This window comes from Mesorhizobium sp. KACC 23794 (assembly GCF_052180275.1).
Classification (GTDB): domain Bacteria; phylum Pseudomonadota; class Alphaproteobacteria; order Rhizobiales; family Rhizobiaceae; genus Kumtagia.
In genome coordinates this window covers 2,540,743-2,564,331 of sequence record NZ_CP197465.1, presented here as the reverse complement: position 1 = coordinate 2,564,331, position 23,589 = coordinate 2,540,743, and the positions used below count along the sequence as shown (strand labels likewise).

General features: G+C 64.2%; 26 protein-coding genes. 13 read left to right on the top strand and 13 right to left on the bottom strand.

The features are described 5' to 3' along the window. Positions 1-111 precede the first annotated feature (111 nt). Entirely contained in the window at positions 112-1,194 is a 1,083-nt protein-coding gene (locus tag ACSBOB_RS12730; RefSeq protein ID WP_442582753.1) for a calcium-binding protein, read from the bottom strand. A gap of 434 nt (positions 1,195-1,628) precedes the next feature. Between ACSBOB_RS12730 and ACSBOB_RS12725 the strand changes: the two genes are divergently transcribed. The 6 genes from ACSBOB_RS12725 to ACSBOB_RS12700 all read left to right on the top strand — a co-directional run bounded on the left by ACSBOB_RS12725 (position 1,629) and on the right by ACSBOB_RS12700 (position 5,041). Then, positions 1,629-2,477: a DUF1194 domain-containing protein gene (locus tag ACSBOB_RS12725; RefSeq protein ID WP_442582752.1), complete on the top strand. Its 849-nt coding sequence runs from the start codon at positions 1,629-1,631 to the stop codon at positions 2,475-2,477. Positions 2,478-2,602: 125 nt separating this feature from the next. Next, on the top strand, positions 2,603-2,896 hold the full coding sequence (locus ACSBOB_RS12720) for a GYD domain-containing protein (RefSeq protein WP_442582751.1): 294 nt from the start codon (positions 2,603-2,605) through the stop codon (positions 2,894-2,896). Between the two features lie 75 nt (positions 2,897-2,971). Then, entirely contained in the window at positions 2,972-3,583 is a 612-nt protein-coding gene (locus ACSBOB_RS12715) for a LysE family translocator (RefSeq protein WP_442582750.1), read from the top strand. 40 nt (positions 3,584-3,623) lie between these two features. Next, entirely contained in the window at positions 3,624-4,232 is a 609-nt protein-coding gene (locus ACSBOB_RS12710) for a Uma2 family endonuclease (protein ID WP_442582749.1), read from the top strand. 12 nt (positions 4,233-4,244) lie between these two features. Beyond that, complete coding sequence (locus ACSBOB_RS12705) at positions 4,245-4,664, top strand: secondary thiamine-phosphate synthase enzyme YjbQ (RefSeq protein WP_442582748.1); 420 nt, start codon at positions 4,245-4,247, stop codon at positions 4,662-4,664. 80 nt (positions 4,665-4,744) lie between these two features. Then, positions 4,745-5,041, top strand: a complete 297-nt coding sequence (locus ACSBOB_RS12700; RefSeq protein WP_442582747.1) for an HlyU family transcriptional regulator — start codon at positions 4,745-4,747, stop codon at positions 5,039-5,041. Positions 5,042-5,204: 163 nt separating this feature from the next. Here the strand turns inward: ACSBOB_RS12700 and ACSBOB_RS12695 are convergent, their stop codons facing one another. Beyond that, the gene (locus ACSBOB_RS12695) at positions 5,205-5,804 is read right to left on the bottom strand and encodes a TetR/AcrR family transcriptional regulator (protein WP_442582746.1); all 600 of its coding nucleotides are present in this window, start codon (positions 5,802-5,804) and stop codon (positions 5,205-5,207) included. Positions 5,805-5,874: 70 nt separating this feature from the next. On the opposite strand from ACSBOB_RS12695, the gene ACSBOB_RS12690 reads away from it, so the two are divergent. Further along, a complete protein-coding gene (locus ACSBOB_RS12690; protein WP_442582745.1) occupies positions 5,875-6,300 on the top strand; it encodes a VOC family protein in 426 nt (141 codons plus the stop codon). A gap of 49 nt (positions 6,301-6,349) precedes the next feature. On the opposite strand, the gene ACSBOB_RS12685 is transcribed toward ACSBOB_RS12690, so the two are convergent. The 4 genes from ACSBOB_RS12685 to ACSBOB_RS12670 form a co-directional block, all read right to left on the bottom strand. Next, on the bottom strand, positions 6,350-7,297 hold the full coding sequence (locus ACSBOB_RS12685; RefSeq protein ID WP_442582744.1) for a S1C family serine protease: 948 nt from the start codon (positions 7,295-7,297) through the stop codon (positions 6,350-6,352). 433 nt (positions 7,298-7,730) lie between these two features. Next, entirely contained in the window at positions 7,731-8,684 is a 954-nt protein-coding gene (locus ACSBOB_RS12680) for a transglycosylase SLT domain-containing protein (protein WP_442582743.1), read from the bottom strand. A gap of 291 nt (positions 8,685-8,975) precedes the next feature. Further along, entirely contained in the window at positions 8,976-9,290 is a 315-nt protein-coding gene (locus tag ACSBOB_RS12675; protein ID WP_442582742.1) for a hypothetical protein, read from the bottom strand. 238 nt (positions 9,291-9,528) lie between these two features. Then, positions 9,529-9,843, bottom strand: a complete 315-nt coding sequence (locus ACSBOB_RS12670) for a hypothetical protein (RefSeq protein ID WP_442582741.1) — start codon at positions 9,841-9,843, stop codon at positions 9,529-9,531. A 293-nt stretch (positions 9,844-10,136) separates the two neighbouring features. Between ACSBOB_RS12670 and ACSBOB_RS12665 the strand changes: the two genes are divergently transcribed. Next, positions 10,137-10,346, top strand: coding sequence for a cold-shock protein (locus ACSBOB_RS12665; protein WP_349003489.1), 210 nt, complete (start codon positions 10,137-10,139; stop codon positions 10,344-10,346). A 93-nt stretch (positions 10,347-10,439) separates the two neighbouring features. On the opposite strand, the gene ACSBOB_RS12660 is transcribed toward ACSBOB_RS12665, so the two are convergent. The 3 genes from ACSBOB_RS12660 to ACSBOB_RS12650 all read right to left on the bottom strand — a co-directional run bounded on the left by ACSBOB_RS12660 (position 10,440) and on the right by ACSBOB_RS12650 (position 12,893). After that, positions 10,440-11,033, bottom strand: a complete 594-nt coding sequence (locus tag ACSBOB_RS12660) for a glutathione S-transferase family protein (RefSeq protein ID WP_442583721.1) — start codon at positions 11,031-11,033, stop codon at positions 10,440-10,442. 115 nt (positions 11,034-11,148) lie between these two features. Further along, positions 11,149-11,988 (bottom strand): EAL domain-containing protein, encoded by an 840-nt coding sequence (locus tag ACSBOB_RS12655; protein ID WP_442582740.1) that lies wholly within the window; start codon positions 11,986-11,988, stop codon positions 11,149-11,151. Further along, positions 11,988-12,893: an EAL domain-containing protein gene (locus ACSBOB_RS12650; protein ID WP_442582739.1), complete on the bottom strand. Its 906-nt coding sequence runs from the start codon at positions 12,891-12,893 to the stop codon at positions 11,988-11,990. The genes ACSBOB_RS12655 and ACSBOB_RS12650 overlap by 1 nt, the downstream gene beginning before the upstream one ends. Positions 12,894-13,128: 235 nt before the next feature. On the opposite strand from ACSBOB_RS12650, the gene ACSBOB_RS12645 reads away from it, so the two are divergent. The 3 genes from ACSBOB_RS12645 to ACSBOB_RS12635 all read left to right on the top strand — a co-directional run bounded on the left by ACSBOB_RS12645 (position 13,129) and on the right by ACSBOB_RS12635 (position 16,311). Next, a complete protein-coding gene (locus tag ACSBOB_RS12645) occupies positions 13,129-14,331 on the top strand; it encodes a pyridoxal phosphate-dependent aminotransferase (RefSeq protein ID WP_442582738.1) in 1,203 nt (400 codons plus the stop codon). A 139-nt stretch (positions 14,332-14,470) separates the two neighbouring features. After that, positions 14,471-14,974 (top strand): ion channel, encoded by a 504-nt coding sequence (locus tag ACSBOB_RS12640; RefSeq protein ID WP_442583720.1) that lies wholly within the window; start codon positions 14,471-14,473, stop codon positions 14,972-14,974. A 110-nt stretch (positions 14,975-15,084) separates the two neighbouring features. Further along, a complete protein-coding gene (locus ACSBOB_RS12635) occupies positions 15,085-16,311 on the top strand; it encodes a flavin-containing monooxygenase (protein ID WP_442582737.1) in 1,227 nt (408 codons plus the stop codon). A 64-nt stretch (positions 16,312-16,375) separates the two neighbouring features. Here the strand turns inward: ACSBOB_RS12635 and ACSBOB_RS12630 are convergent, their stop codons facing one another. Further along, positions 16,376-16,771, bottom strand: coding sequence for a (R)-mandelonitrile lyase (locus ACSBOB_RS12630; protein ID WP_442582736.1), 396 nt, complete (start codon positions 16,769-16,771; stop codon positions 16,376-16,378). Positions 16,772-17,016: 245 nt separating this feature from the next. Here ACSBOB_RS12630 and ACSBOB_RS12625 point away from each other — a divergent pair, with 245 nt between their 5' ends. Continuing rightward, on the top strand, positions 17,017-18,156 hold the full coding sequence (locus tag ACSBOB_RS12625; RefSeq protein WP_442582735.1) for a PAAR domain-containing protein: 1,140 nt from the start codon (positions 17,017-17,019) through the stop codon (positions 18,154-18,156). A gap of 103 nt (positions 18,157-18,259) precedes the next feature. On the opposite strand, the gene ACSBOB_RS12620 is transcribed toward ACSBOB_RS12625, so the two are convergent. From ACSBOB_RS12620 to ACSBOB_RS12610, 3 genes are all read right to left on the bottom strand, one after another. Next, positions 18,260-20,146: an MFS transporter gene (locus ACSBOB_RS12620; RefSeq protein ID WP_442582734.1), complete on the bottom strand. Its 1,887-nt coding sequence runs from the start codon at positions 20,144-20,146 to the stop codon at positions 18,260-18,262. Between the two features lie 265 nt (positions 20,147-20,411). Then, entirely contained in the window at positions 20,412-20,600 is a 189-nt protein-coding gene (locus tag ACSBOB_RS12615) for a hypothetical protein (RefSeq protein ID WP_442582733.1), read from the bottom strand. A gap of 124 nt (positions 20,601-20,724) precedes the next feature. Further along, entirely contained in the window at positions 20,725-21,135 is a 411-nt protein-coding gene (locus ACSBOB_RS12610; protein WP_442582732.1) for a hypothetical protein, read from the bottom strand. Positions 21,136-21,491: 356 nt separating this feature from the next. On the opposite strand from ACSBOB_RS12610, the gene ACSBOB_RS12605 reads away from it, so the two are divergent. Continuing rightward, complete coding sequence (locus ACSBOB_RS12605; RefSeq protein WP_442582731.1) at positions 21,492-23,543, top strand: elongation factor G; 2,052 nt, start codon at positions 21,492-21,494, stop codon at positions 23,541-23,543. Positions 23,544-23,589: the final 46 nt, after the last annotated feature.

Here is a 23,589-nt window from a genome sequence, read left to right as displayed (position 1 = left end):
CCGTCCCTCCCTCGCATCGCACAGGGAGGTCGAGGGTGACCTGCCGAGAGGATGGTCACGATTGGAAGCCGGCACGTCACTTCTGCGCACGCCGGCCGCGTGCACGGCCGCCTAGAAGACGGTGAAGTCCGCGGCGCTGAGGCTGAGGCCCGCCGTCAGCATCGCGAACTTCACTGCCGCCGCGCCTCCAATTCCGTCCGCGTCATAGAACAGCGAACCGGTATCGGAATTGTAGATGATGCGGTCGTCGGCATCCCTCGGTGCGGAGGCGTTGTCCTTGAAGGCGGAAGCGCTAAGCGCGCCGAAAGCCAGCGTTGTGAAGATCGAGCCGCCCAACGCGATCTGGTCGTCCTCCACTCTGAAATCACCAATCCGATCGACATTGCCGGTCCCGAGTGCGGTCGAAAAGCGGAACGTGTCCTGCCCGCCCATGCCGTACAAAGTGTCGTTTCCGCGGGCTCCATCAATCACGTTGACGCCATCATTGCCGCGCACCAACTGATTGAGTTCATTGCCGGTCAGATTGACCGCGTAGGTCGCGAGCAGCGAAGTTGTGTTGAGGAGTTCAATGCTGGCGCCGACTCCCAGCGTATAGTCAACGCCAGCGGCGACGCGATCGCTTCCACCGCCAGTTGCCTCGGTAGTGACGTCCCCGGCATTGTAGACGACGTAGGTGTCGTTGCCGTCACCTCCGATCAGCGTATCGGCAGCAGTCCCGACGCCACCGTCGTGCAAGATATCGTTGCCGTCCTGGCCATTCAACGTATTGGCAACGGCGCTGCCCTTGAGAAAGTCGTTGTTGTTCGAGCCGAGCAGGTCGACGATGCCGACCATATAGTCGCCCTGGGCGTCGCCGCCGAAGCCTTGAGAGGCCCCGGTGAGTTCGACGTTGAGGCCCAGGATCGGCAGGACGAGGTTGACGACCGTCGATAGATCGACGGTCACGCCGGCGGCGGAGTCCGTGTAGTCGGCCGCGTCGACGCCCGAAAGCGTAATCACGCCTGAGGCATTGAGCAGGCCGCCGACGATCACGTCCGCGCCGGAGCCTCCGCGGATCACGTCGTCTCCGGACCAGCCGATGGCGATGTCGTTGCCGCCGAGCGCGTCGACGAAGTCGTTCCCGATGGCCTGGATTGGACCCAGGATAAGGTTCGGTAAGATTTCCGCGCCATTGGTGCCGGTGAAGGTAGGCATCTTTATTCTCCCTGTGGTTGTTGCCGTCAGGGAATTCTGTTCCGTCACCACTGACGAAAACGAGAATACAAAATACATGCAGCGGTTGTATGAGGTTGCATCTTCGCGGGCCGGCCGACCACCGCGCGCTCGGCAAAGACCTTCTACCCAGGGCTATCGCCTGAAAGGGGTGTTGCTGCCCCTCATCGCCCTGCCGGGCACAAATGGAATTGCCTTTCCGGCGCCGTTTGCGATTGGAGAGATCATTGCCGAAGGCGTGACTTCTCCCCGTTCTGGACGGGGAGAAGTGCCCGGCAGGGCGATGAGGGGCAGCGAATCCGGCGGAAAGGTGGGACGCAACCGACAGGACAGACACCCGGGTTGGTTCAAGCGATTGCCCTGACCTTCTACCAATCGGCAATTGCGCCTATCTTCGGTTGTGACATGTTGCGAGAATGGCGAGGCTGACCTTCATCATCTGCCTGATGCTGTCCATGCTCACGTTCCCTGCCGGGGCGCAGGAGCGGGAGCCGGTGGACGTCGAACTGGTGCTGGGCGCCGACATATCGTCCTCGATGACGCCGGACGAACTGACGATCCAGCGCGAAGGGTATGCCGCGGCACTGACCGATCCCGCCGTGCTGAGGGTCATCCGGTCAGGCGCCTACGGCAAGATCGCCATCGCCTATTTCGAATGGGCCGGCGTGACGTCGCAGACGATAGTCGTGCCATGGACGATCATCGAGACGCCGGCAGATGCCGAGGCCGTGGCTCGAAAAATCGCCGTGCCGCCGGCATGGCAGTCACGGCGGACGTCGATTTCCGGCGCGATGAATTTCGCCGCCGATCTGCTGGAAAGCAGCCCTTACAAGGGCTTGAAGCGGGTGATCGATCTTTCCGGCGACGGCGCCAACAATGAAGGCCCGCCACTGGTGGAGACACGCGACGCCATCGTCGCGCAAGGCATCACCATCAACGGCCTGCCGGTGATGACCGCCGACGCAGCGCCGCAACCCTACGACGTGCCGAACCTCGACGAGTATTTCAGCGAATGCGTGATCGGCGGACCGGCCGCCTTCGTCATGCCGGTGCGTGAATGGGAACAGTTTCCCGAAGCGATCCGCCGAAAGCTCCTTCTGGAACTGGCGAACCGCCCGGAAGGGGTCAAGCCCGGCGCGCCGGTCGTGCTGATCCAGGCCAAACCGCCTTACGACTGCCTGATCGGCGAGAAACGGTGGCGCCAGGACGACAGGCAGCATTTCTTCAACCCGGAGAATGACTACCGCCGCCGCGGCACACCGTGACGCTCAGGTCGCGAAACGCTTGCCGGCGAACGGCGGGAGGATCATAGTTACCCGCGGCAGGTGGCGATGAAACGGCGCCGGGCCTGCCTTTTCCACTGTGTCGCGGCGCCGGAGGGAGGTGCAACGTGACCACTTATGTGCTTCTGATGAACTGGACCGACCAGGGCGTGAAGACAGTGCGCGAGTCGCCGAAGCGGCTTGACGCCGCCAGGAAGGAACTGGCCGACATGGGCGGCTCTTTCAAGCAGTTCTTTCTCACGATGGGCGACTGCGACATGGTCGGCGTCTGCGAGGCGCCGGACGACGCGGTGATGGCGCGCTTCGCGCTGAAAGTCGGGTCGGCCGGCAATGTCCGCACCCGCACGCTCAAGGCATTTCCGGAAAACGCCTATCGCGAGATCATCAACTCGCTCGGCTAAGCATGCCGAACAGCAGGGGTTTGACGGCATGAAATTGGCCGTGTCTACTGCGGCTCGACCACGCGCGAGACCGCCATGTCTATCGAATTCCTGCTGACCACGCTGATCATCGTCGCGTCGCCGGGCACCGGCGTCGTCTATACGCTCGCCGCCGGCCTGTCGCGCGGCGGGCGCGCCAGCGTACTTGCGGCGTTTGCCTGCACGCTGGGCATCGTGCCGCACCTGATCGCGGCTTTCACCGGACTGGCTGCCCTGCTGCACGCCAGCGCACTGGCTTTCGAGATCGTCAAATATGCGGGCGTCGCCTATCTTCTGTGGATGGCCTGGCAGAGCCTGCGCGAGCACGGTGTCCTGAAGATCGACGAGAAGCCGGACCACCGCACGGCCCGGCAGGTGATCGTCGACGGCATATTGCTCAACCTGCTCAATCCAAAGCTGTCGATCTTCTTCGTCGCCTTCCTGCCGCAGTTCATCGCACCGGGCGAACCCAATGTGCTGATGCGCATGCTGGAACTGTCGGGCGTGTTCATGGTCGCCACATTCGTGATCTTCTCCATCTACGGCCTCTGCGCCGCGGGGGTGCGCGACAAGGTCGTCGGCAGCCGCCGGGTGATGACCTGGATGCGCCGCACCTTCGCGGCGGCATTCGTGATGCTGGGCGCGAGACTGGCGCTGACGGAGCGGTGAGGTGGTCGCGGCTTCACGCAATCTGTGCTAGGCTCCGCCCATGAACGAGCGCTTTCATCATGACATGGTGTGGCCGGCGACCACGCAGGCCGCCGATGGCATGCCGCGGCGGCCGTGGACGGTGGCCGAGATCGAGGCAATGGTGGCGGCCGGCATCATCGATGGGGACGAGCGGTTCGAACTGATCGGCGGGGAGGTCGTACCGATGTCGCCCAAGGGCGCGCGCCATGAGTTGGTGAAAAGGGATCTGAATGAACTTTTTCAACCCGCAAGGCCAACGGGCATAAGCATCGTCCCAGAAACAACCCTTCGCCTGGATGAGAATGCGTTTCTTGAACCCGATTTCTGCGTCTTCCCGCGTGAAATCGCGCCGGGTGATGTGCGTGGTCATGACGTGCTTTTGGTCATCGAGATCGCCGACACCAGCCTGCGCTACGACCTCGGCCGCAAGATCGGCATCTACGCCACCTTCGGTATTCCGGAAGTCTGGGTGATCAACGCCAACACGCTGGCCACGCACGTGCATCGCGCGCTTGACGCCGAGGGTTATCGTACCGTGTTCGAAGCTGGCCCGGCCGACGAGATCGCATCTGTGCGCGTGCCAGAGATCAAGATATGCCTGTCTGGATTGGGCCTGAAGCCGGTCTGACTCGCATTTGCAATGCCGCAAGCAATCATCACCATTTCTACCCGAGGCCCCGGCCTCTACGAATTCACCGACCGTGCCGAAAATTTCGTGCGCGAGGCTGGCGCCGAGAGCGGCCTGCTCACCCTGTTCGTGCGCCACACATCCTGCTCGCTGCTGGTGCAGGAGAACGCCGATCCGGATGTGCGCCGCGACCTCGACGCCTTTTTCAAGTGGCTCGTGCCGCCCGCCGACGACCCGTCGATGGATTTCCTCGTCCACCGGCTGGAGGGGCCGGACGACATGCCGGCGCATATCAAGGCGGCGCTGACGGCGGTGTCTCTGTCGATCCCGGTGATGCGGGAAAGACTGGCGCTCGGCACCTGGCAAGGCATCTATTTGTTCGAGCATCGCGACCGGCCGCATCGGCGGGAAGTGGTGCTGCACCTCGCCTGACGGTCAGGCGCCCCCGGCCGGCTTCTCGACGGCGGCATCGTGATTGGCTACGGTGCCGTCGAAGCGAAAGAGGATGAAATATGTCTTTTCTGAAACGGCTGTTCGGCGGCGGTGGCGGCAGCGAGGGCGGAGAGGCCGAAGGCAAGCCGGTCGGCAGCGCGCTCGACTATAACGGGTTCACCATCCGCGCCACGCCCTACAAGGCCGACGGTCAGTTCCAGACCTGCGGCGTGATCTCGAAGGAGGTCGGCGGCATCGTGAAGGAGCACCGCTTCGTGCGTGCCGACCGTTTTGCCTCGCAGGACGAAGCCGCGGACATGGCGCTGAAGAAGGGCCAGCAGATCGTCAACGAGCAGGGCGAGCGGATGTTCTCGTGACGCCGGCGCTCGCGGCGCCCCCGTGCCATCTTCGGCGACACCAATCCCTGTTCGAAATCCTGGCTGGTCCGGCGGTCGAGCCTCAGCCCGAGCCAGCGGTCGCTTCAGGTTAGCACGCGAAACCACAAGATACCTTCGCGCCCTTTCCGGACCACGCAAGGTATCAGGCGAGCGCCGCCAGCCCATCGATCAGCAGCGCCAGCGCCCTGCGGTATTCGTCCGGGTCGCCGCCCGTTTCGATCGACAGGGCCGCGCGGTCGTAGGCTGAAGCCAGGAGCTGCGTCGCCTCCTCTATCGGCAGGTTTTGCGGCAGGTCGCCTGCCCGGACCGCGAACAGGATGCCGCCGCGCAGTGAGCGCGTGCCGTGCCGGTTGTCGATCTCGTCCATGCCCGTGCGCCCGAGCACGGAAGGCCCGTCCAGCAGCAGCAGCCGGGTGCGCCCCGGCAGCGCCAGCGCGGAGAGATAGGCGTCGCCACCCTTGATCAGGGCCTCGCGCGGCCGCATGCCGTCCGAAACCGCGCGCTCCGTCTCGGCCGCCACCGCCTCGGCCTCGGCCTCGGCCACCGCGCAAAACAGCGCCTTCTTGTCCTCGAAATGGTGATACAGCGCGCCCCGCGTCAGGCCCGCCGCCGCGACGATATCGGGCGTGGCGGTGTCAGCATAACCCTTTTCGATGAAAAGCCGGCGGGCGGCGGCCATCAACTCGGCCCGCGTCGTGTCGCTGCGCTCGCGATTGGTGCGGCGTTCTTTTTTATCTTGCATACATGCAGCCTGTATGTTAATTAGAAGAAACATACAGACTGTATGTCGGATAAAAGGGAAAGGAAAGGCCATGAAGACGACAAGCTACTATCCCGTGCTGATGACCGGTGCCGTGGCCGGCACCGCGACCTTCTACAAGAAGCATTTCCGCTTCCAGGCGCTGTTCGAGAACGACTGGTACGTGCATCTGCAATCGACGGAGGACAAGCGCGTCAATCTCGGCATCGTCCAGTGGGACCACGAGACCGTGCCGTCAGCCGGCAGGGCGAAATCGCAGGGGCTGCTCATCAATTTCGAGGTCAGCGACCCGGATGCGATCTACGCGCAGGTCCAGGCCGCCGGCCTGCCGATCCTTCGCACCTTGCGCGACGAGGATTTCGGCCAGCGCCATTTCATCACCGCCGACCCCAATGGCGTACTGATCGACGTGATCAAGCCAATCCCGCCCAGCGGGGAATTTGTGGCTCAATATGCCGAGGGCGCTGCCGGGAACTGAGCGTTGAAGCGCGGGACCGGTCCAAGACCAGCCCCGGGATGCAACGATTTTATCCCCGCGCCGTCGGCACCACCGCCCTGGTCTCCAGCCCGCGCGGCGAGAGCACGGAGACGCTGGCCTCCTTGCCGATGCGTTCGCCGTCGAGCAGCCGGATGAGATCGTCGACGCCGGTGACGGGACGGCCGTCGATCGACAGGATCACGTCACCCTCGCGAATGCCGGCGCGGCCGGCGGGGCCGTCCTTCTCCACGGTGCGCAGGCGCACCGCGGTATCGCGGGAAAGCCCGGCGCGTAGTGCGGTGCGGCGCGGCAGCGTGATCGTGTCGGCGGAAACGCCGATGAAGGCGCGGCGCACCCGGCCGAAACGAAGAATCTCGGAGATGACGAAGTTCGCGGTGTTGGAGGCGACCGCGAAGGCGATGCCTTGCGCGCCGTGGATCACCGCCGTGTTGACGCCGATCACCTCGCCCGCCGACGACACCAGCGGCCCGCCGGAATTGCCGGGATTGAGCGACGCGTCCGTCTGGATGACGTCGTCGATCAGCCGGCCGGTGGCAGCGCGCATCGAGCGGCCGAGCGCCGAGACGACGCCGGCCGTCACCGTCCACTCGAAACCGAGCGGGTTGCCGATGGCGATGGCGATCTGGCCACGCCTGAGCCGCTTGCTGTCGCCGAGCGGCGCGAACACCGGCGGCGACAGGTCGGCGCGCACCAACGCGATGTCGGTGTCGGGATCGCGCCCGAGCACCCTGCCCTCGCCGGAAACCCCGTCCGGAAGGGTGACACGAACGGCGCGCGCATCCTCGACCACGTGGTTGTTGGTGACGATCAGGCCGTCGGGCGAGATGACGAAACCCGAGCCGTGGCCGCTCTGCCCGCCGGTCCGCTCGATGCGGGCCACGGCAGGCCCGACGCGGTCCACCGCATCGGCGACGGTTGTCGAATAGGCGTCGAGCAAAGAAGCGTCGGCGCCGAGATCCTTGTCATGATAGCCCATTGGGGCACCCTTTCGGAGAGGAATGTTTTCCGATTATGTGGGATGCGGATGCGGACAGTGCGAGGGGTGGGAAAAGCGCCTGGCCGCAAGCTGGAGAGGCAAGCGGTTCAGGCGCAGCGTGGCATGCCAGGTGGTGCCAAGGATTGCTTGCTTTAACCGTCCGCGCTGCCCCTCATCGCCCTGCCGGGTCCTTCTCCCCGTGAAGAACGGGGAGAAGGACACCGTCATCGCCCCTGCCGTCAACCAGTACCTGCTGAAAAGATTTGCAGGGAGGTCGCAGCTAACGACCTTCTCCCCGTTCTTCACGGGGAGAAGGTGCCGGCAGGCGGATGAGGGGCGCGGACGATCAATATAAACACCCGCAGGTATGTGGCCTGAAGTCTCATATGGCTGCCGACGATCGCGTGCAGACTGTCCTGCGGACAGAGGGTGGTCAGGTGCCGCGCCGCCTCACGCGGTCCTTGCCCACCCCGGTCTCGTCAAGCAGGCCCATGCGCTTGGCGTGGTAATAATAGCCGGTCTGGTAGAGGCGGTCGGCGCGGTTGTGGTCGCCTTGCGCCACCATATAGGCGCCGCGCAGGTATTTGACTGCGTATTTCAGATTGGTCTCGGCGTCGAACAGGCCCTTTGCCGGCCCCTGGTAGCCCATGCCGCGCGCCGTGGCGTGCTTGATCTGCATCAGGCCGTAATGGCCGCGATTGAAGGCCGCGGGATTGAAATTGCTTTCGCGCTTGACCACGCGGCGCACCAGTTCGACCGGCACTTCGTAGACGGTGGCATATTTGGCGATGAGTTGGTCGACCGGGGTCGGATTGTTGGGCTTCAGGTAGGAGGCGAGCGTCACCGGCACGTTTGCTTCGCTGGCGTAGGCGACAGGAGCGGGAGCCTCGGGGAAGGTGGAGAGCGCCGCGGCCTTCGTCTTGTCGCGTGAGTTAGCCGGTTTCGTCGTGGCGGCGACCGCCGGGGCGCTTGCGGTCTCGGCAGGCTTCGCGGCGGGCATCGGCACGGCGCCGGCCTCGGCCGGGTTCGCGGCCGCGCCAGCCTTGCTCGCATTCGCGGTCGCGGCAGCCGTGGGTGCGGCCTCGGCTTGCCCAGGCGTTGCGGCAGCGACTGTCGCCGAGGCGGCAACGGCTTTTTCGGCCGGCTTCACCGCGGCAGCGGCCTGCAAGACATTCGCGGCTGCGCCGACGGAAGCGGGCTGGACGTAACTGGCGACCGATATCTCACCGGACGGGCTGGGCAGGACCGAGACGGTCTCGGGCAGGACATGATCGGTCGGCGCGAGATTGAAGCTCGCGGAGGTTTCGGTTCCGGTCGATGCGCAGCCGGCGAGCGCGACAGGCGCCAGTGCTGCGATCAGCAGAAGGAGTCTCGAAATTTCGGGCAATGCAGACCGTGACCGTTCCAGTTGTCCCCTCAAGCCGCTTTACAGAACTTTAATGTTTCGGGCAATCGGCTCGTCACACGGCGGATCGCGCCGGCCGTTTTGCCACGCCTTGCAGCCCGGAAGGCGGGACAGGGCGTTCCTCTTGGCGGTTCCCTGCCCCTCGGCCCGCAGGCTTGGCGTCAGCCCCGCGCCGTCGCTCCCGGCGTTCGCCGCCGAAAGCGTTCACAGCGCCAGCCTGGCTTTTCCCAGCCTTGGCTGACCGTACTCACCCCGGAAGGATGCGAGGATATCTCACCGTCCGAAGAGGAATGGGTCGTCGTCGAGATCGAAATACTGGCATTCAAGTACTTGGCACTGGCTGGTGTCGGCGGAAGGGATGTAGCGGTATTCCGGCCGCATGCTGCTCGGGCAGAAGCGGATATCGCTGACGTATCGGCCGTAGAGAGGGGCGCCACTGCGCGAACGATAGCGCATGATCGCGGCCCCTTCGCGGTCGATGCGGGCTTGCACCTCGCCGCAGCTCATGCTCATCGAATTGTAGCGGGAAATCGCGAACGCCTCGCCCGTGACCAGCGTCAGGGCGACGGCCAAAAGCACGGTTTTCATCGGGAACTCCGTCGGTTTGAGCATGACCGGCCGCCTGGCCGGTCTCCTGCTGTCTAACGAGATACGGATGACTTCCGCTTCCCGCGTCAGCCGATTTTTCTTTTTTGCATCACAAGCCCGCGAGGCGCCAGTCCGATCGGCCTGACGTGACTCATCCGGAGATCCAGGCTCTTTCCATGAAAGAGGCTATACCGAAATCGGGAGGCCAGACCCGCCAGCGGGAGAAGGAAGACAACCGCTACCGCATTTGCTTTAGGAACACAGTTTCGCGGTCGAAATATTCGCATTCCATCACCGGGCACCGGCTGACATCGGCGGTGGGGATATACTGGTATTTAGGCTGCGTGCTGGTCGGGCAGAACAGCTTGTCAGTGACATAGCGCCCGAAGAGCCGGTCTCCGCCGTGCGAGCCATAGCGCATGATCACGGCGCCCTCCTGTCCGATCCTGGCGTGGACCGCGGCGCAGCTCAAGTCCATGGAGTTGTAGCTCGAAATCGCAAAAGCCTCGCCCGCGACCAGCGTCAGCGCGACGGCCAGAACCACCCTTTTCATCGAAAACTCCGTCGGTCGACTATGATCTGCCTTTTTCTTTCTACCGGGATACCGAGGACTTCCGCTTCCCGCTTCGCGCGGTTTTTTTCACTTTTGCATCACGGGGCCGCGAGCCGCCAGCCGGATCGCCTCTTGTCTCGGAAGGCGAAGCATTTTATACGCGGGCGATTGAATTTTCGGTCGATCGGTAGCTCGCGAAAGCCTCGCGTCCGCTGACGTTCATCTGCAAATTTCGATAGGGCCCGCCGGGCGCCGAAGTCCGGTCAGACAACGTAGCGACTTTAGGAGACAAGATGGCTACCGGTACCGTCAAATGGTTCAACACCACCAAGGGCTATGGCTTCATTCAGCCGGACGCTGGTGGCGCGGACGTGTTCGTTCACATCTCGGCGGTCGAGCGCGCCGGAATGACGAGCCTCGTCGAGGGCCAGAAGATCAGCTTCGAGATCGAGCAGGACCGCCGCACCGGCAAGTCCGCCGCCGGCAAGCTCGCCAAGGTCTGATCGACCGATACTTCGCAGGAAGTCTGAAAGGCGGGTTTTGCCCGCCTTTTTCATTTCCGGGCCGCCGTTGGTGCAAGCGCGAAGCCACGCCGGTCACCCCGTCCAGTCCATCGGTACATGGCCGGGATCGGCCTCTACCCGCCGGAGCCACGCGCCGATCGCCGGATAGCTGCCGAGATCAAAACCCCCTGCCCCGGCGTCGTGCGTATAGGCATAGAGCGCGATATCGGCGACGCTGATTTCGTCGCCGGCGAAGAACGGCGTCCGCGCAAGCTGCTCCTGCATCACCGCCAGCGCCTTGTTGCCGCCGATAAGCGTGGCAGCCAGTCGTTCCGGCGTCGCGTCGGCCGCCCGGTGCGGCATGGTCAGCAAGGCCCGGCGCACCGCGACATAGGGCTCGTGGCTGTACTGCTCGAAGAAAAGCCATTGATAGGCGAGCGCGCGATTATAGGCGTCGGCCGGCAGGAAGCGCGTGCCTTCGGCCAGATGCAGCAGCATGGCGTTGGATTCTGCCAGCACGCGGCCGTCCGCAAGCTGCAGCAGCGGAACCCTGCCGTTCGGGTTCCTTGCGAGGAACTCCGCCGAGGTTGTGCCGGCGGGACCGGAGCCGGTCTCGACATGCAGGAAAGGTATGCCAAGCTTCGCCAGAAGCAGGCGCGGCTTGTAGCAATTGCCGCTGTTCGTCATGCCGTAGACGGTGATCACGATGTGCCCCTCGATACGATGCGCAGGGCAACAATCGTTGCGAGGTCCGGACTGTCCAGCGATTTGTTTTCAAGGATCGATAAGCGGCGTTGATCGGTCAGGCCGACAGCGGCACGACATTGCGGTCGGCGCCAATGAGATCGGCGAACGAACGCGGGGCGGCGTCGAACTCCGCGCCCGCCAGCAGCGGAAGATGCAGAAAGTCTCCCTGCAGCCGGTCGGCGCCGGCGGTGATCGCGGCGCGCAGCTGAGCGGCGTCCTGTATGCCCTCGATCTGGACAGCCGCGCCGCGCCCCTTCAGCGTGGTCACCAGCAGCCGGAAGACACGCTGCAGGTCGACCTCGCCGACGATCCGGCCCGTCCAGTGCGGAAGTATGCGCACCAGGGGGAGCGCGATCTGGGTGCTGCTTTCGCCAAGCAGGCCGCTTGCCGCCGCAAGATCGAGCGCGAAGGGCGAACCCATGCGCTGCAGGCCGGCGGCGACAAGGCCGAGCGCGCTCGTTCCGGCCAATACGCTGAGATCGAAGCAGATTTTGCCATTGCCGAGCCCGGCTGCGCCGGTCTCCCGCAACAGGTCGTCCACCTCCGCGCACAGTTCCTCGACCTTGCCCGAAAGCGAGAGCACCAGCTCGAAATCCGGATCGTCGCAGCCGACATGGACAAGGTTTCGCACGGCCATCCGCCGTCCGATGCGGATGAGCAACATCTGCTCTTCCGGCGTCAGCGTCGACAGCACGTCCGCCGCCGCCGGCCTGCCGCCGCGTTCGACCCTGACGGCCGCCAGCATCGCGACCGGCGCCAGCGTCTCGCCCTGCCGGCGGAAGATCGGCTGATAGATGGTCTTCAGCCGGAAGGCGCCGAGAATGCCGAAGGACAGGCCGGTCTCGTCGACCGCCATGGCTTCCGCAACCGGCGATTCATGTGCGTCCTGGCTCATTAAACGACCTTGCGCCCGAATGTCCTGGTGCTGGGCCGGAGCAGAGCGGCCTCTGGCCGCTGTTTCAAGACAACGGCGCCGCGCCGGGCGGAAATGCCGGAGACGGGCATGGCGACTGTCGGAAACGAGGCGAAGCTGGTCGGCGCGATCTCAGGTCGGGCAAGCACGTAACCCTGCACCATGGAAGCACCCGACCTCTCGGCGAGTTCGAGCTGCCAGTTCTCCTCGATGCCTTCGAAGACGGTGGTGATGCCGCGCCCCGTGAAAATCTCGACCATGGCGCTGAGCAGGCCGAAGCCCGGCCCCGACTCCATCAGATGGCTGATCCAGTGCGCGTCGAATTTCACGATCTCGGGCCGCAGCGCCTTGATCCGGTCGATGTCGGAATCCTCTGCCCCATAGTCGTCGACCGCGATCTTGAGGCCGTTGGCCTTCAGAGCCTGGACGAAATCGTAGAGCGCCTCCTGCGATCCCGACTTCTGCTCCGTCACCTCGCAGACGACACGGCACGGATCGATCCCGACCTCGTTCAGCGTCATCCGCATGTCCGACAGCGCCGTATCGGCAATGGTCCGATCGATGAAGACGGAGGGATCGAAATTCACGAAGATCGCGGTCTCCCTTGGCAGGCAGGCGGCGGCGTTGAAAAGATGCAGCGTGCGGGTCAGCGTCTCGATGTGAAAGCGGTCCATCGCGGGAAGTCCCGCAAAGAACGAGGTCGGCGGCACCGGTATGTCGTTGCGGAAAGGCCGGATCAGCCCTTCGAACGCCGCGATGGACAGCTTGCCATCATGAAAGGCGAAGATCGGCTGGAACGCGCTTTTCAGCACGAACGGCCCCCACACGCCCTTTGACGTGCCATCATCGTCCCTGACGATATGGGCGAGAACTGCGCTGCGCGACACGTCGGCCTCTGTTGCTGGTAGTCGTTGACCATAGGTGCCCAAGCTTTTATCGGGCGTTAACGAAACTCACCGTGAACCGAGAATTGTCGCGGTAACGCATGCGGCGCTTGCGATTCGATCGACGATCGGACATTACGGCGTGGCTCGCGGCCGGGCATCATCCAGAGGACCTTGCCGGCGCGAGCCTGTAACCCCGGCGCGACGCCGGTCCGAAGCCCCTTGGAGATATCCTGTCATGGCATTCCTTGCCGACGCCCTTTCCCGCGTGAAGCCTTCCGCCACCATCGCGGTCAGCCAGAAAGCGCGCGAGTTGAAGGCGAAAGGCCGGGACGTGATCGGGCTGGGCGCCGGCGAGCCGGATTTCGACACGCCGGACAATATCAAGAATGCGGCGATCGAGGCGATCCGCCGCGGCGAGACGAAATATCCGCCGGTTTCCGGCATCGTGCCGCTGCGCGAGGCGATCGCCAAGAAATTCAAGCGTGAGAACAATCTGGATTACAAGCCGGAGCAGACTATCGTCGGCACCGGCGGCAAGCAGATTCTGTTCAACGCCTTCATGGCGACGCTGAACCCCGGCGACGAGGTGGTGATTCCGACACCGTACTGGGTGAGCTATCCGGAAATGGTGCTGCTGTGCGGCGGCACGCCGACCTTCGCGGCGACGACCTCTGCCAACGGCTTCAAGCTGACGGCGGAAGCGCTGGAGAAGGCGATCACGCCGAAGTCGAAGTGGCTGGTGCTCAACTCGCCGTCCAACCCGTCGGGCGCGGCCTATACCGAGGCGGAGTTGCGCGCGCTGGCCGACGTGCTGCTCAAGCATCCGCAGGTCTGGGTGCTGACAGACGACATGTACGAGCACCTGACCTATGGCGACTTCGTGTTCAAGACGATCGCCGAGGTGGAGCCGAACCTCTATGGCCGCACGCTGACCATGAACGGCGTGTCGAAAGCCTATGCCATGACCGGCTGGCGCATCGGCTATGCGGCGGGTCCGATCGAGCTTCTGAAGGCGATGGACATGATCCAGGGCCAGCAGACTTCGGGCGCCTGCACCATCGCGCAGTGGGCTTCTGTCGAGGCGCTGAACGGCCCGCAGGATTTCATCGCCACCAACAAGGCGATCTTCCAGAACCGCCGCGACCTCGTCGTGTCGATCCTGAACCAGGCGCGCGGCATCGTCTGCCCGTCGCCTGAAGGCGCCTTCTACGTCTATCCGTCCTGCGACGCGCTTATCGGCAAGAAGACGCCCTCGGGCAAGGTGATCGCCAATGACGAACAGTTCTGCGCCGAGCTTCTGGAAAGCGAAGGCGTGGCGGTGGTGTTCGGCACGGCCTTCGGCCTCGGCCCGAATTTTCGCATCTCCTATGCGACGTCGGAAGCGCTGCTGGAGGAAGCCTGCGTGCGCATCCAGCGGTTCACCGCAAGCCTGAGCTAAGGCAGGACCAGCACTACCAACGAAGAACCCGGCCCTCGCGCCGGGTTTTTCTTTTTCGGATGCCGACACTTGCCAGCCGCATCCGGATACGGCCTGGGTTGCCGTTCAAGCCCCGCGGATCAGGAGGAGTTTGTTGGCCATGGTTGAACTCTCAGCTCCGGACCCGGTCCTGGAAACCGTTCTCGGCACCATCACCCTGATTGTGATCATCTTCCTGCACGGCGCGGGAATTCGCACGATCAACCAGCGCTTCAGCAGGTCCTGGGTCCTGATGGACCACAGCACCCCGCATTGGCGGATCAACCTGCTTCTTGCCTGTACGATCGGCGCCCTGGCAGTCCTGCATTTTGCCGAAACACTGCTTTGGTCGCTGCCTCTGTCGGTACTGGGACTGATCCCTTCTCTGCGCGACAGCTATTATTACGTCCTGCAGAGCTATACGACGCTTGGCGGAGGAAGCGTGACCCTCCCCGATCAGTGGCGCCTGATCGGACCGATCATCGCGATGTCGGGCCTGTTCACCTTCGGTTGGACCGGAAGCGTGCTGGTGAGCATCATGACGGAGTTCGGCAAGCTCGACAGAGTGCGTGCCAGGCGACTGAACAGCGATCCCGGCGCGGATGCCGATACCGATGGCGGCTAGCGCGGAGCGATGAAGCGCCGGCCCTTCCGGCCACCTCCCCTCCGCCTGCCGAAAGTGATATGAATTTGCACATCAGCTAATTCAGCCCAAGCTAAGATTGGGGCCGCTTGATGGATACAGTGGTCGTCGGCGCCGGCTGGGCCGGCCTGGGAGCGAGCTACGAACTGGCGCAGCGCGGAATCCGCCATCGCGTCTTCGAGCGCGCGCGCATCGGCGAGACATGGCGAACCCAACGGTGGGACACGTTCCGGCTGAATACGACCACCGCCGACACTTTGATGCCCGGCGAACGGTACGACGGCCCGGACCCGGACGGCGCGCTGACGTGCAATGAGTTTATCGCGTTGCTCGAGGATTACGCGCGCCGGCATGACTTGCCTGTCGAGAAGGACCGCGCGGTCACGGCGGTGTCGACTGGGCTTGAGGGCGGCTTTGTGGTCGAGGCCGGCGGCGAAGTGATACCCGCCCGCAACGTCGTGATCGCCTCCGGCAGCCTCAACCGTCCACTGCCGCGCCTGGCATGGGCGGCGTCGTTGCCGGCGCCGCAGGTCGACGGTTGCGACTACCGAAGCGCGAAGGGCTTGCCGGCCGGACCTGTCCTGGTGGTCGGCTCGGGGCAATCTGGAGCACAGATCGCCTATGATTTGGCCATTGCCGGACGCTCTGTCTATTTGTCGACTGGCCGGGTCGGCCGCCTCATACGCCGTTATCGCGGCAAGGATACGCTGCGCTGGCTCGATGACAGCGGCTTCATGGACGTGAGCCGCGCCGAACTGATCGCCGCCGCGCCCGACGGCCGGCTGCCGGCTCGCGGCGTGATCGGTGCGACCCGCACGCTGTCTCTCCAGTTCCTGTCGGCCGAGGGTGTGATGCTGACGGGCCGGCTGACCGGGTTTTCCGCCGGACGGATGCTGACCTTCCGCGACGATGTTGTCGCCAATATTCTGCTCGGCGACGAGGCCTCCGCCCGCGTCAAGGGCTGGATCGACGCCTATATCGAGCGGTCGGGCATCGATGCGCCACCCGCCGAAGACGATCCCGCCGAAACGGTCGCGCCACACCTGCCCGATCCGCCGATCCTTGAACTCGACGTGTCAAGCCTCGGCTGCATCATCTGGTGCACCGGCTTTCGCGGCGATTACGGCTATGTCGGCGTTGCCGGCGCGCTCGACCGGCATGGCCAGCCGATCCATGCCGGAGGGGTAGGCGTCGTGCCGGGCCTGTTTTTCGCCGGTCTCGATTTCGGCACCAAACGCAAGTCGGGGACGATTCGGGCGGTTGCCGAGGAGTCGGCGCTTTTCGCGGCGTTGATTGCCGAAAGACTTGCCGCAGGTTGATTGCTGAACATGTTGCCTTCAGGTCGATGGCGCTTGCCCTGCCGGCCGATCTGCCTGCCCGTCCCTACGCCCGGTACTGCTCGTCCGACACCTTCTCCAGCCAGTCGACCGTCTTGCCGTCGAGCGCTTCCTGCATGGCGATATGGGTCATGGCGGTTGTAGGCCCGGCGCCGTGCCAGTGTTTTTCGCCCGGTGCGAAGAACACCGTGTCGCCGGCCCGGATCTCGCGGATCGATTCGCCCCAGACCTGCACCCGGCCGGCGCCAGAGACGATATGGAGCGTCTGGCCGAGCGGATGGGTGTGCCAGGCGGTTCGCGCACCGGGTTCGAACGCCACTGTCAGTGCCCTCAGCCGCGATGGCGCTTCGGACTCGATTATCGGCGTCTGCAACACCTTGCCGGTAAAGTAGCTCTCCGGGGCGTGGACGGTGGCGACGCTGCCGCAAGCAATGATCTTCATCGAAATCTGTCTCCGTCTGGCGTCACGCCCGCCAGCGTCGCCGAACCATGAAACCTGCGGATCGCGCTCACGGATCGGCCGGCCAGCCGGAGTTTCACGACAGCGCAGCAGATTACAGAAAAGCACCGAAAAACGCCATGCTGGACAAATCCTGTCCAAAAAGCGATTATTGGGCATCCGCCTCATGGGGCAGTGAGGATTGGACGGGGCAAGAGTCGCGATCCGATAAAAGTGGGATTTAGCCCATGCCTCCTGCTGCCCGTCTTACAGACATGCATGTCTGCCCGATGCAGACACCCGCCGTGGTGCCGATCCCGCATGTCGGCGGCCCGATCGTGGCGCCCGGCGCGCCGTTGGTGTTGATCGGCAATCTCCCTGCTGCGCGCATCACCGACATGTGCATCTGCGTCGGCCCGCCCGACGTGATCGTCCGAGGCTCTGCGGGCGTCTACATCATGGGGCTCAACGCCGCGCGCATCGGCGACAACACCGCACATGGCGGTGTAATCGTCCAGGGCTGGCCAACGGTCATCATCGGCGAGATCGGCGTGGTCACCCCTTCCCTGCCCAGCATGCCGGCCATCCCCGCGATTGCCATGCCGGATGTGCCGGCGATGCCGTCCATGCCTGCGCCGCCGGAAATGCCCGCCATCCCCGCGCTGGAGACCGGCCTGCTCTCCACGATGGCCAAGGCGACGCTCGATCTTGCGCCGACGCCCCCTCCCCTGCCCGAAATACCGGGCGCGCCCGATCTTGCCTTGCCGGCGGTGCCCGAGCCGCCGGACCTGCCCGTGGTCATGGAAGCCATCGCCAAGGCCGTTCCCGCGGCGGTGCAGGCGATCGAGAAAGTGAAAGAACTGCCGGCTTCACCCTTTGCCGACTACGCCGTGCTGACGCTGAATGCGTTGGACACTGCTCTGGCCAGCCTGCCGCCGGGGCTGGTGCCGCCTGCCGTGCTGGCGGCACTCGACGAGGTCAAGCAGGGGCTGGCCGAAGCTGAGAAGGCCTATGAAAAGGCGGCTGCGAAGGTCGGCGAACTGGCGGCGGAGGCGCAGCAGAAGGTCGACGAGTTGAAGCAGAGATACAACGAGTTGCTGGCCGAAAAGAAGAAGGTCGAGGATCGCATCAAAGAGGCCAGAGCGCAGGCTGAGAAGAAACTTCAGGAAGCCCGCGAAACATACGAAGCGGCAAAGGCCAAGATCGACGAGGCGAAAGCCAAATATGAGGCCAAGAAGGCCGAGTTCGAGGCCAGGAAGGCTGAACTGAAGAAGCATATCGACGACGCCAAGAAGCTCGGCAGGGACCTGTCGAAACAGGCGAAGGAATGGGCGAACATGAAGCCGCCCAGCCTGCCCAAACTGCCCAGCCTGCCCTCTTTCCGTTGAGGATCGCCCCTCGGCTGGCATTGCCGGCCTGGCTGCGAAAAGCCCAAAAAGAAAACCGGCAGGCGTCGCCGCCTGCCGGTCTTCATTCGTAGGCCCGGGAGCCTTAATCCTTCGCGTGCAGATCCGTCCCCAGCGTATCCTTGACGAAGAGCATGCCGACGACCAGCGACATGGCGGCGATGGCGATCGGGTACCAGAGGCCGAAATAGATGTCGCCCCTTGCAGCGCTCATCGCGAAGACCGTTGCCGGCAGCAAGCCGCCGAACCAGCCGTTGCCGATGTGGTAGGGCAGAGACATGCCGGTGTAGCGGATGCGGGTCGGGAACATCTCGACCAGGATCGCGGCGATCGGCCCGTAGACCATCGTCACGTAGAGAACGAGGATGAACAGGATGCCGATGACCATCGGCCAGTTCACCTGATCCTTGGCCGCCACCATGGTGAAGGCGCCGGCGGCGGGGATGCTATAGGCGGTGATCTCGGTCGCACCGGCTGCCTCTTCGGCCGTCACCAGCTTGTCCTTGATCGCCTGTGCCACCGGCACCGTCTTCTTCTCGCCGGCCCGGATCGCCGCCGCGTCGAGCGTGAGTTCCGGGTTGGCGGCGATGAAGGCGTCGAGTTTCTGGTCGGCGACGGTCGCCGCGCCGCGAACCAGCGGATAGCCACCATTGTGAAGAGCGATGTTCACCGCCTTGTTGAAGGCGGCGGTTTTGGCCGCAGCCTGATCGCCGGCAGCCACCGCGTCGAACGATTCGATTGTCGTCTCGCCGATCTTGACCGTTGCCGCGGTGCCCGCCGCCGCCGTCGAGACGACGTCGTAAGGCACCGAGTTGCGCGTCAGGAACGACGTCGCGATGTCACAGGAGGTCGTGAACTTCGCCGTGCCGACCGGGTTGAACTGGAACGTGCAGTCGCCGGGCGCCGCCGTCACCGTCGCCCGCGTGGTCTGCTGGGCGGTTGCCAGCGCCGGGTTGGCGGCCCAGGTCAGCGCCTTGAACAGCGGGAAGTAGGTGACGATGGCGAGCAGCAGGCCGACCATGATGATCGGCTTGCGGCCGACCTTGTCGGATAGCCAGCCGAACACGACGAAGAAGATGGTGCCGAGCGCCAGCGCGATGGCGATCATGATGTTGACTGACACCGCGTCGACCTTGAGCACGTTCTGCAGGAAGAACAGCGCGTAGAACTGCCCGGAATACCACACAACAGCCTGGCCGGCGGTGAGGCCGAGCAGCGCCAGCAGCGCGATCCTGGCGTTCTTCCACTGGCCGAAAGCCTCGGTCAGCGGCGCCTTGGAACCCTTGCCCTCTTCCTTCATACGCTTGAAGGTCGGCGATTCATTGAGCGAAAGCCGGATCCAGACGGAGATGCCGAGCAGCACGAAGGACAGCAGGAACGGAATGCGCCATCCCCATGCGGCGAATGTCTCCTTGCTCATCGAGCCCTGGATGACCAGGATAACGATCAGCGACAGGAACAGGCCGAGTGTCGCCGTGGTCTGGATCCAGGATGTGTAGAAGCCGCGGCGGTCGTCCGGCGCGTGTTCGGCGACATAGGTCGCCGCGCCGCCATATTCGCCGCCGAGCGCGAGGCCCTGCAGCATCCGCAGCAAGATCAGGATGGCCGGCGCAGCGATACCCCAGCTTGCCGATCCGGGCAGCAGGCCGACCAGGAAGGTCGACAGGCCCATGATCAGGATGGTGATGAGGAAGGTGTATTTGCGGCCGACAAGGTCGCCGATGCGGCCGAACACCAGTGCGCCGAACGGGCGCACCAGGAAGCCGGCGGCGAAGGCCAGCAACGCGAAGATGTTGCGCGTGGCTTCAGGATATTCGCTGAAGAAGGCCGCGCCGATGAAGGCGGCAAGGGCTCCGTAGAGATAAAAATCGTACCATTCGAAGACGGTACCCAGCGAAGAGGCGAAGATGACCTTCTTCTCCTCTCGCGTCATGCCGCGCCCCCTGGCGCCGACTGCTGCTGCCACTGACATCGTTGTCCTCCCGTTGGCGATGTGCCGAAACCGGCCACGAAGAGTCGTGCCCGCGGAAAGAAAAATGCCAGAAGGCGCCCCCGAAAATGAGAGCGTCTTTAGGATTATGACTATGGGATTACGACTTTGGTCTTAGCCGGCGCAGGTCTACGCGGCGCGTTTCCGGAGACGTATCGTGGTCACCCGGCGCCGCAAGACCAGCGGCGGACGAGACGGCATCAGATCGATACGGGCCGGCGTTTCACCGGCCCGCATCGAAAGTGTTCTAGGCGTCCAGCATCGCGCGCAGCGCGCGCTCCGGCTTGCCGGCGAGATAGCCGTTGTCGCGCAGCCACTTGGCGATGATGAGTTCGACGAGCGAGGAAACCGAACGGTGATCCTCCTTCGCCGCCGAGGTGAGCGCCTGCTTGATCTCCTGCTCGATCCTGAAGCCGAGGGGATGAGTCTTTGCCATGATTGGTCCTTTAGAGGTTTGACGGCTTGCGAGCCTCCTTCTGGAGGCTATTCGCGGGCCGGTCGGTCATGAATACAGTTTGAAAAGGCCCGGCAGACGCCGAAGCGAACGCCGGCAGGTCGCGTCAGGCGAAAATGGCGGCCGGGGGTGCTCGGGCCTGCGTGCCGGCGGTTTCCGATCGCTCGGAAGTGGCCGACGCCGGCGGCATGCCGAGGGCGAGACGCGGACAGACGCGGCTCGAATAATAAGTCGGCGGCAGGCCGAACTGATCGCTGGCCTCCGCAAGGTCGTTGCCGGGGGACGGGCCGTCCGAATCGTCGGGCGCGGAAACACAGGCTTGGTAGGCGACGACGCCAAACGGATCGGGCCAGCCTGCGGAGAAGCTGCTTTCCGCGACGTATCGGTGACTGGAGCGGCCAGCTTGCTCGGAGGACGCAGGAGCCTCGCCGAGTGCGATGACGGCAACAAGCCAGAGCATCGTCCTGTAAAGGGCGATCAGAAGACGCTCGCTGGGTTGCTTGCCGCTACCTGTCATTGATCCTGGCGCCGATTCGTCCTGATTCCCTGAGACTCTGGCAGTGCCGAATATATGCGTCGAAACCTGTCGTGATCAACACGGCGGAGATCATACAAAGTAGGAGCATTGCTTTGCCGGCGCAAGCGGGGTTTTTTCATGACGCGGAATTGAAGGAATTTTGCAGTGCCATCGACCTGAACGGAAGCCATGTGCGCCCGACCTGGCGCCTCAAAATGCCGTCCGGGATTTCTTCTTGCCCTCCCTTCAAACCCGTGTGACGATGGGTTTGGGCAGGTGGAGAATGAAAATACCCCGCCCGCGACGGTCGCAAGGCCGGCCGCCGCTTCAAGGAAACGCTTGAGTGGAGGTCAGCCATGGGTACACGCGCCGGAGACAGGCGTACGGGACCGAAATGCGTCGCCATTGTCGGTCCCTTCGCCAGCGGAAAGACAACCCTTCTCGAAGCCATCCTGGCGCGAACCGGTGCGATCGCGCGGCAGAACGCCGTCGGATCCGGCGGTTCTGTCGGCGATAGTTCCGCCGAGGCCCGCGCCCATGCGATGAGCGTGGAGGCAACCGTCGCCACGGTCGACTTCATGGGCGAGCAGATCACCTTCGTCGACTGTCCCGGCTCGGTCGAGTTCTCCTTCGAGGCGCAGCCGGCGCTTGCCGCCTGCGACGCGGCGATCGTGGTGACCGAAAATGACGAGAAAAAGATCCCTGCCCTGCAGCTGATCATGCGCAAGCTGGACGATCTCGGCCTGCCCCGCATCCTTTTTCTCAACAAGATCGACAAGTCGGCCGCCGGCGTGCGCGACACACTGAAGCTGCTGCAGCCGGTCAGCGAGACGCCGCTGCTGCTGCGCCAGATCCCGCTGCGCCGCGACGGCATCGTGGTCGGCGCAATCGACCTGGCGCTGGAGCGCGCCTATGTCTGGCGCGAGCACGCCGCCAGCGAAGTGACCGAAATTCCCGACGACGAGAAGGCCCGCGAGGTCGAGGCGCGCTTTTCCATGCTGGAGACCCTGGCCGACCATGACGATCATTTGATGGAGCAGCTTCTGGAAGAAGTCGCGCCGGCGCAGGACGAAGTGTTCGATGATCTTGCGGCTGACCTTCGCGACGGCAATGTCACGCCGGTGCTGATCGGCACAGCCGAGAAGGGCAACGGCGTGCTGCGGCTGCTGAAAACCATCCGCCATGACGTCGCCGATGTGGAGGCGACCCGCAAGCGGCTGGGTGTTACCGACAGCGCCGGCACGATCGCCCAGGTCATGAAGACCATTCACACAGCGCATGGTGGAAAACTCTCCGTCGCCCGCATCCTGTCGGGCACGGTCAATGACGGCAACGAACTCACCCTGCCGGACGGCGGCACGGCGCGCGTTTCGGGAATCTACCGCCTGCTCGGCAAGGACCAGGCCAAGCTGCCCTCGGCCAAGGTTGGAGAAACGGTGGCGCTGGGCAAGCTGGACGGCGCGCGAACCGGGCAGACGCTTGGTTCAGGCAAGAGCGGCGCCAGGCAACTGGTGGAGGTATCGCCGCCGCAGCCAGTCTTCTCGATCGCGCTCAGGCCCCGGGAGCGCAAGGACGACGTGAAAATGTCCGCGGCGATCCAGCGTCTGGCGGAAGAGGATCCGTCGCTGGTCGTCGCCCATCAGGACACGGGCGAGACCATCCTGTCCGGCCATGGCGAAATGCATCTGCGCGTCACCGTCGAGCGGCTCGACGGCAAGAACCAGATTCCCGTCGAGCAGGGGACGCCCGCCGTCCCCTATCGCGAGACCATCCGCAAGGCGGCGCAGCAGCGTGGCCGCCACAAGAAGCAGTCCGGCGGCCACGGCCAGTTCGGCGACGTGGTGATCGAGATCAAGCCGCTGCCGCGCGGCTCGGGTTTCCAGTTCACGGACACGATCACCGGCGGCGTGGTGCCAAAAACCTACATCCAGTCGGTCGAGACCGGGGTGCGCGACTTTTTGAAGACGGGACCTCTCGGTTTCCCGGTGGTCGACGTGGCGGTCAACCTGTCGGACGGCTCCTACCATTCGGTCGATTCCTCCGACATGGCGTTCCAGATGGCGGCCAAGCTCGCGATGAAGGAAGGTCTGGCGGCCTGCTCGCCGGTGCTGCTCGAACCGATCATGAAGGTGCAGATCTTCACCCCTTCGGACGCCACGGCGAAAATCACCGGTATCGTGCCGCAGCGGCGCGGCCAGATTCTTGGCTACGACGCCCGGCCCGGCTGGAAGGGATGGGACGTGGTCGAAGCGACGATGCCGCAGTCGGAGATCGGCAATCTGATCATCGAACTGCGTTCCGCGACGGCCGGCGTCGCCAGCTACCAGGCGAGCTTCGACCACATGGCGGAACTCACCGGACGGCTGGCGGACGAGGCGATGAATAGCGCGCGCGGCAAGGCGGCCTAACGGATGAACGGTCGGGCGCGCCGGCGCAAGGCCGGCGCGTCCCGCT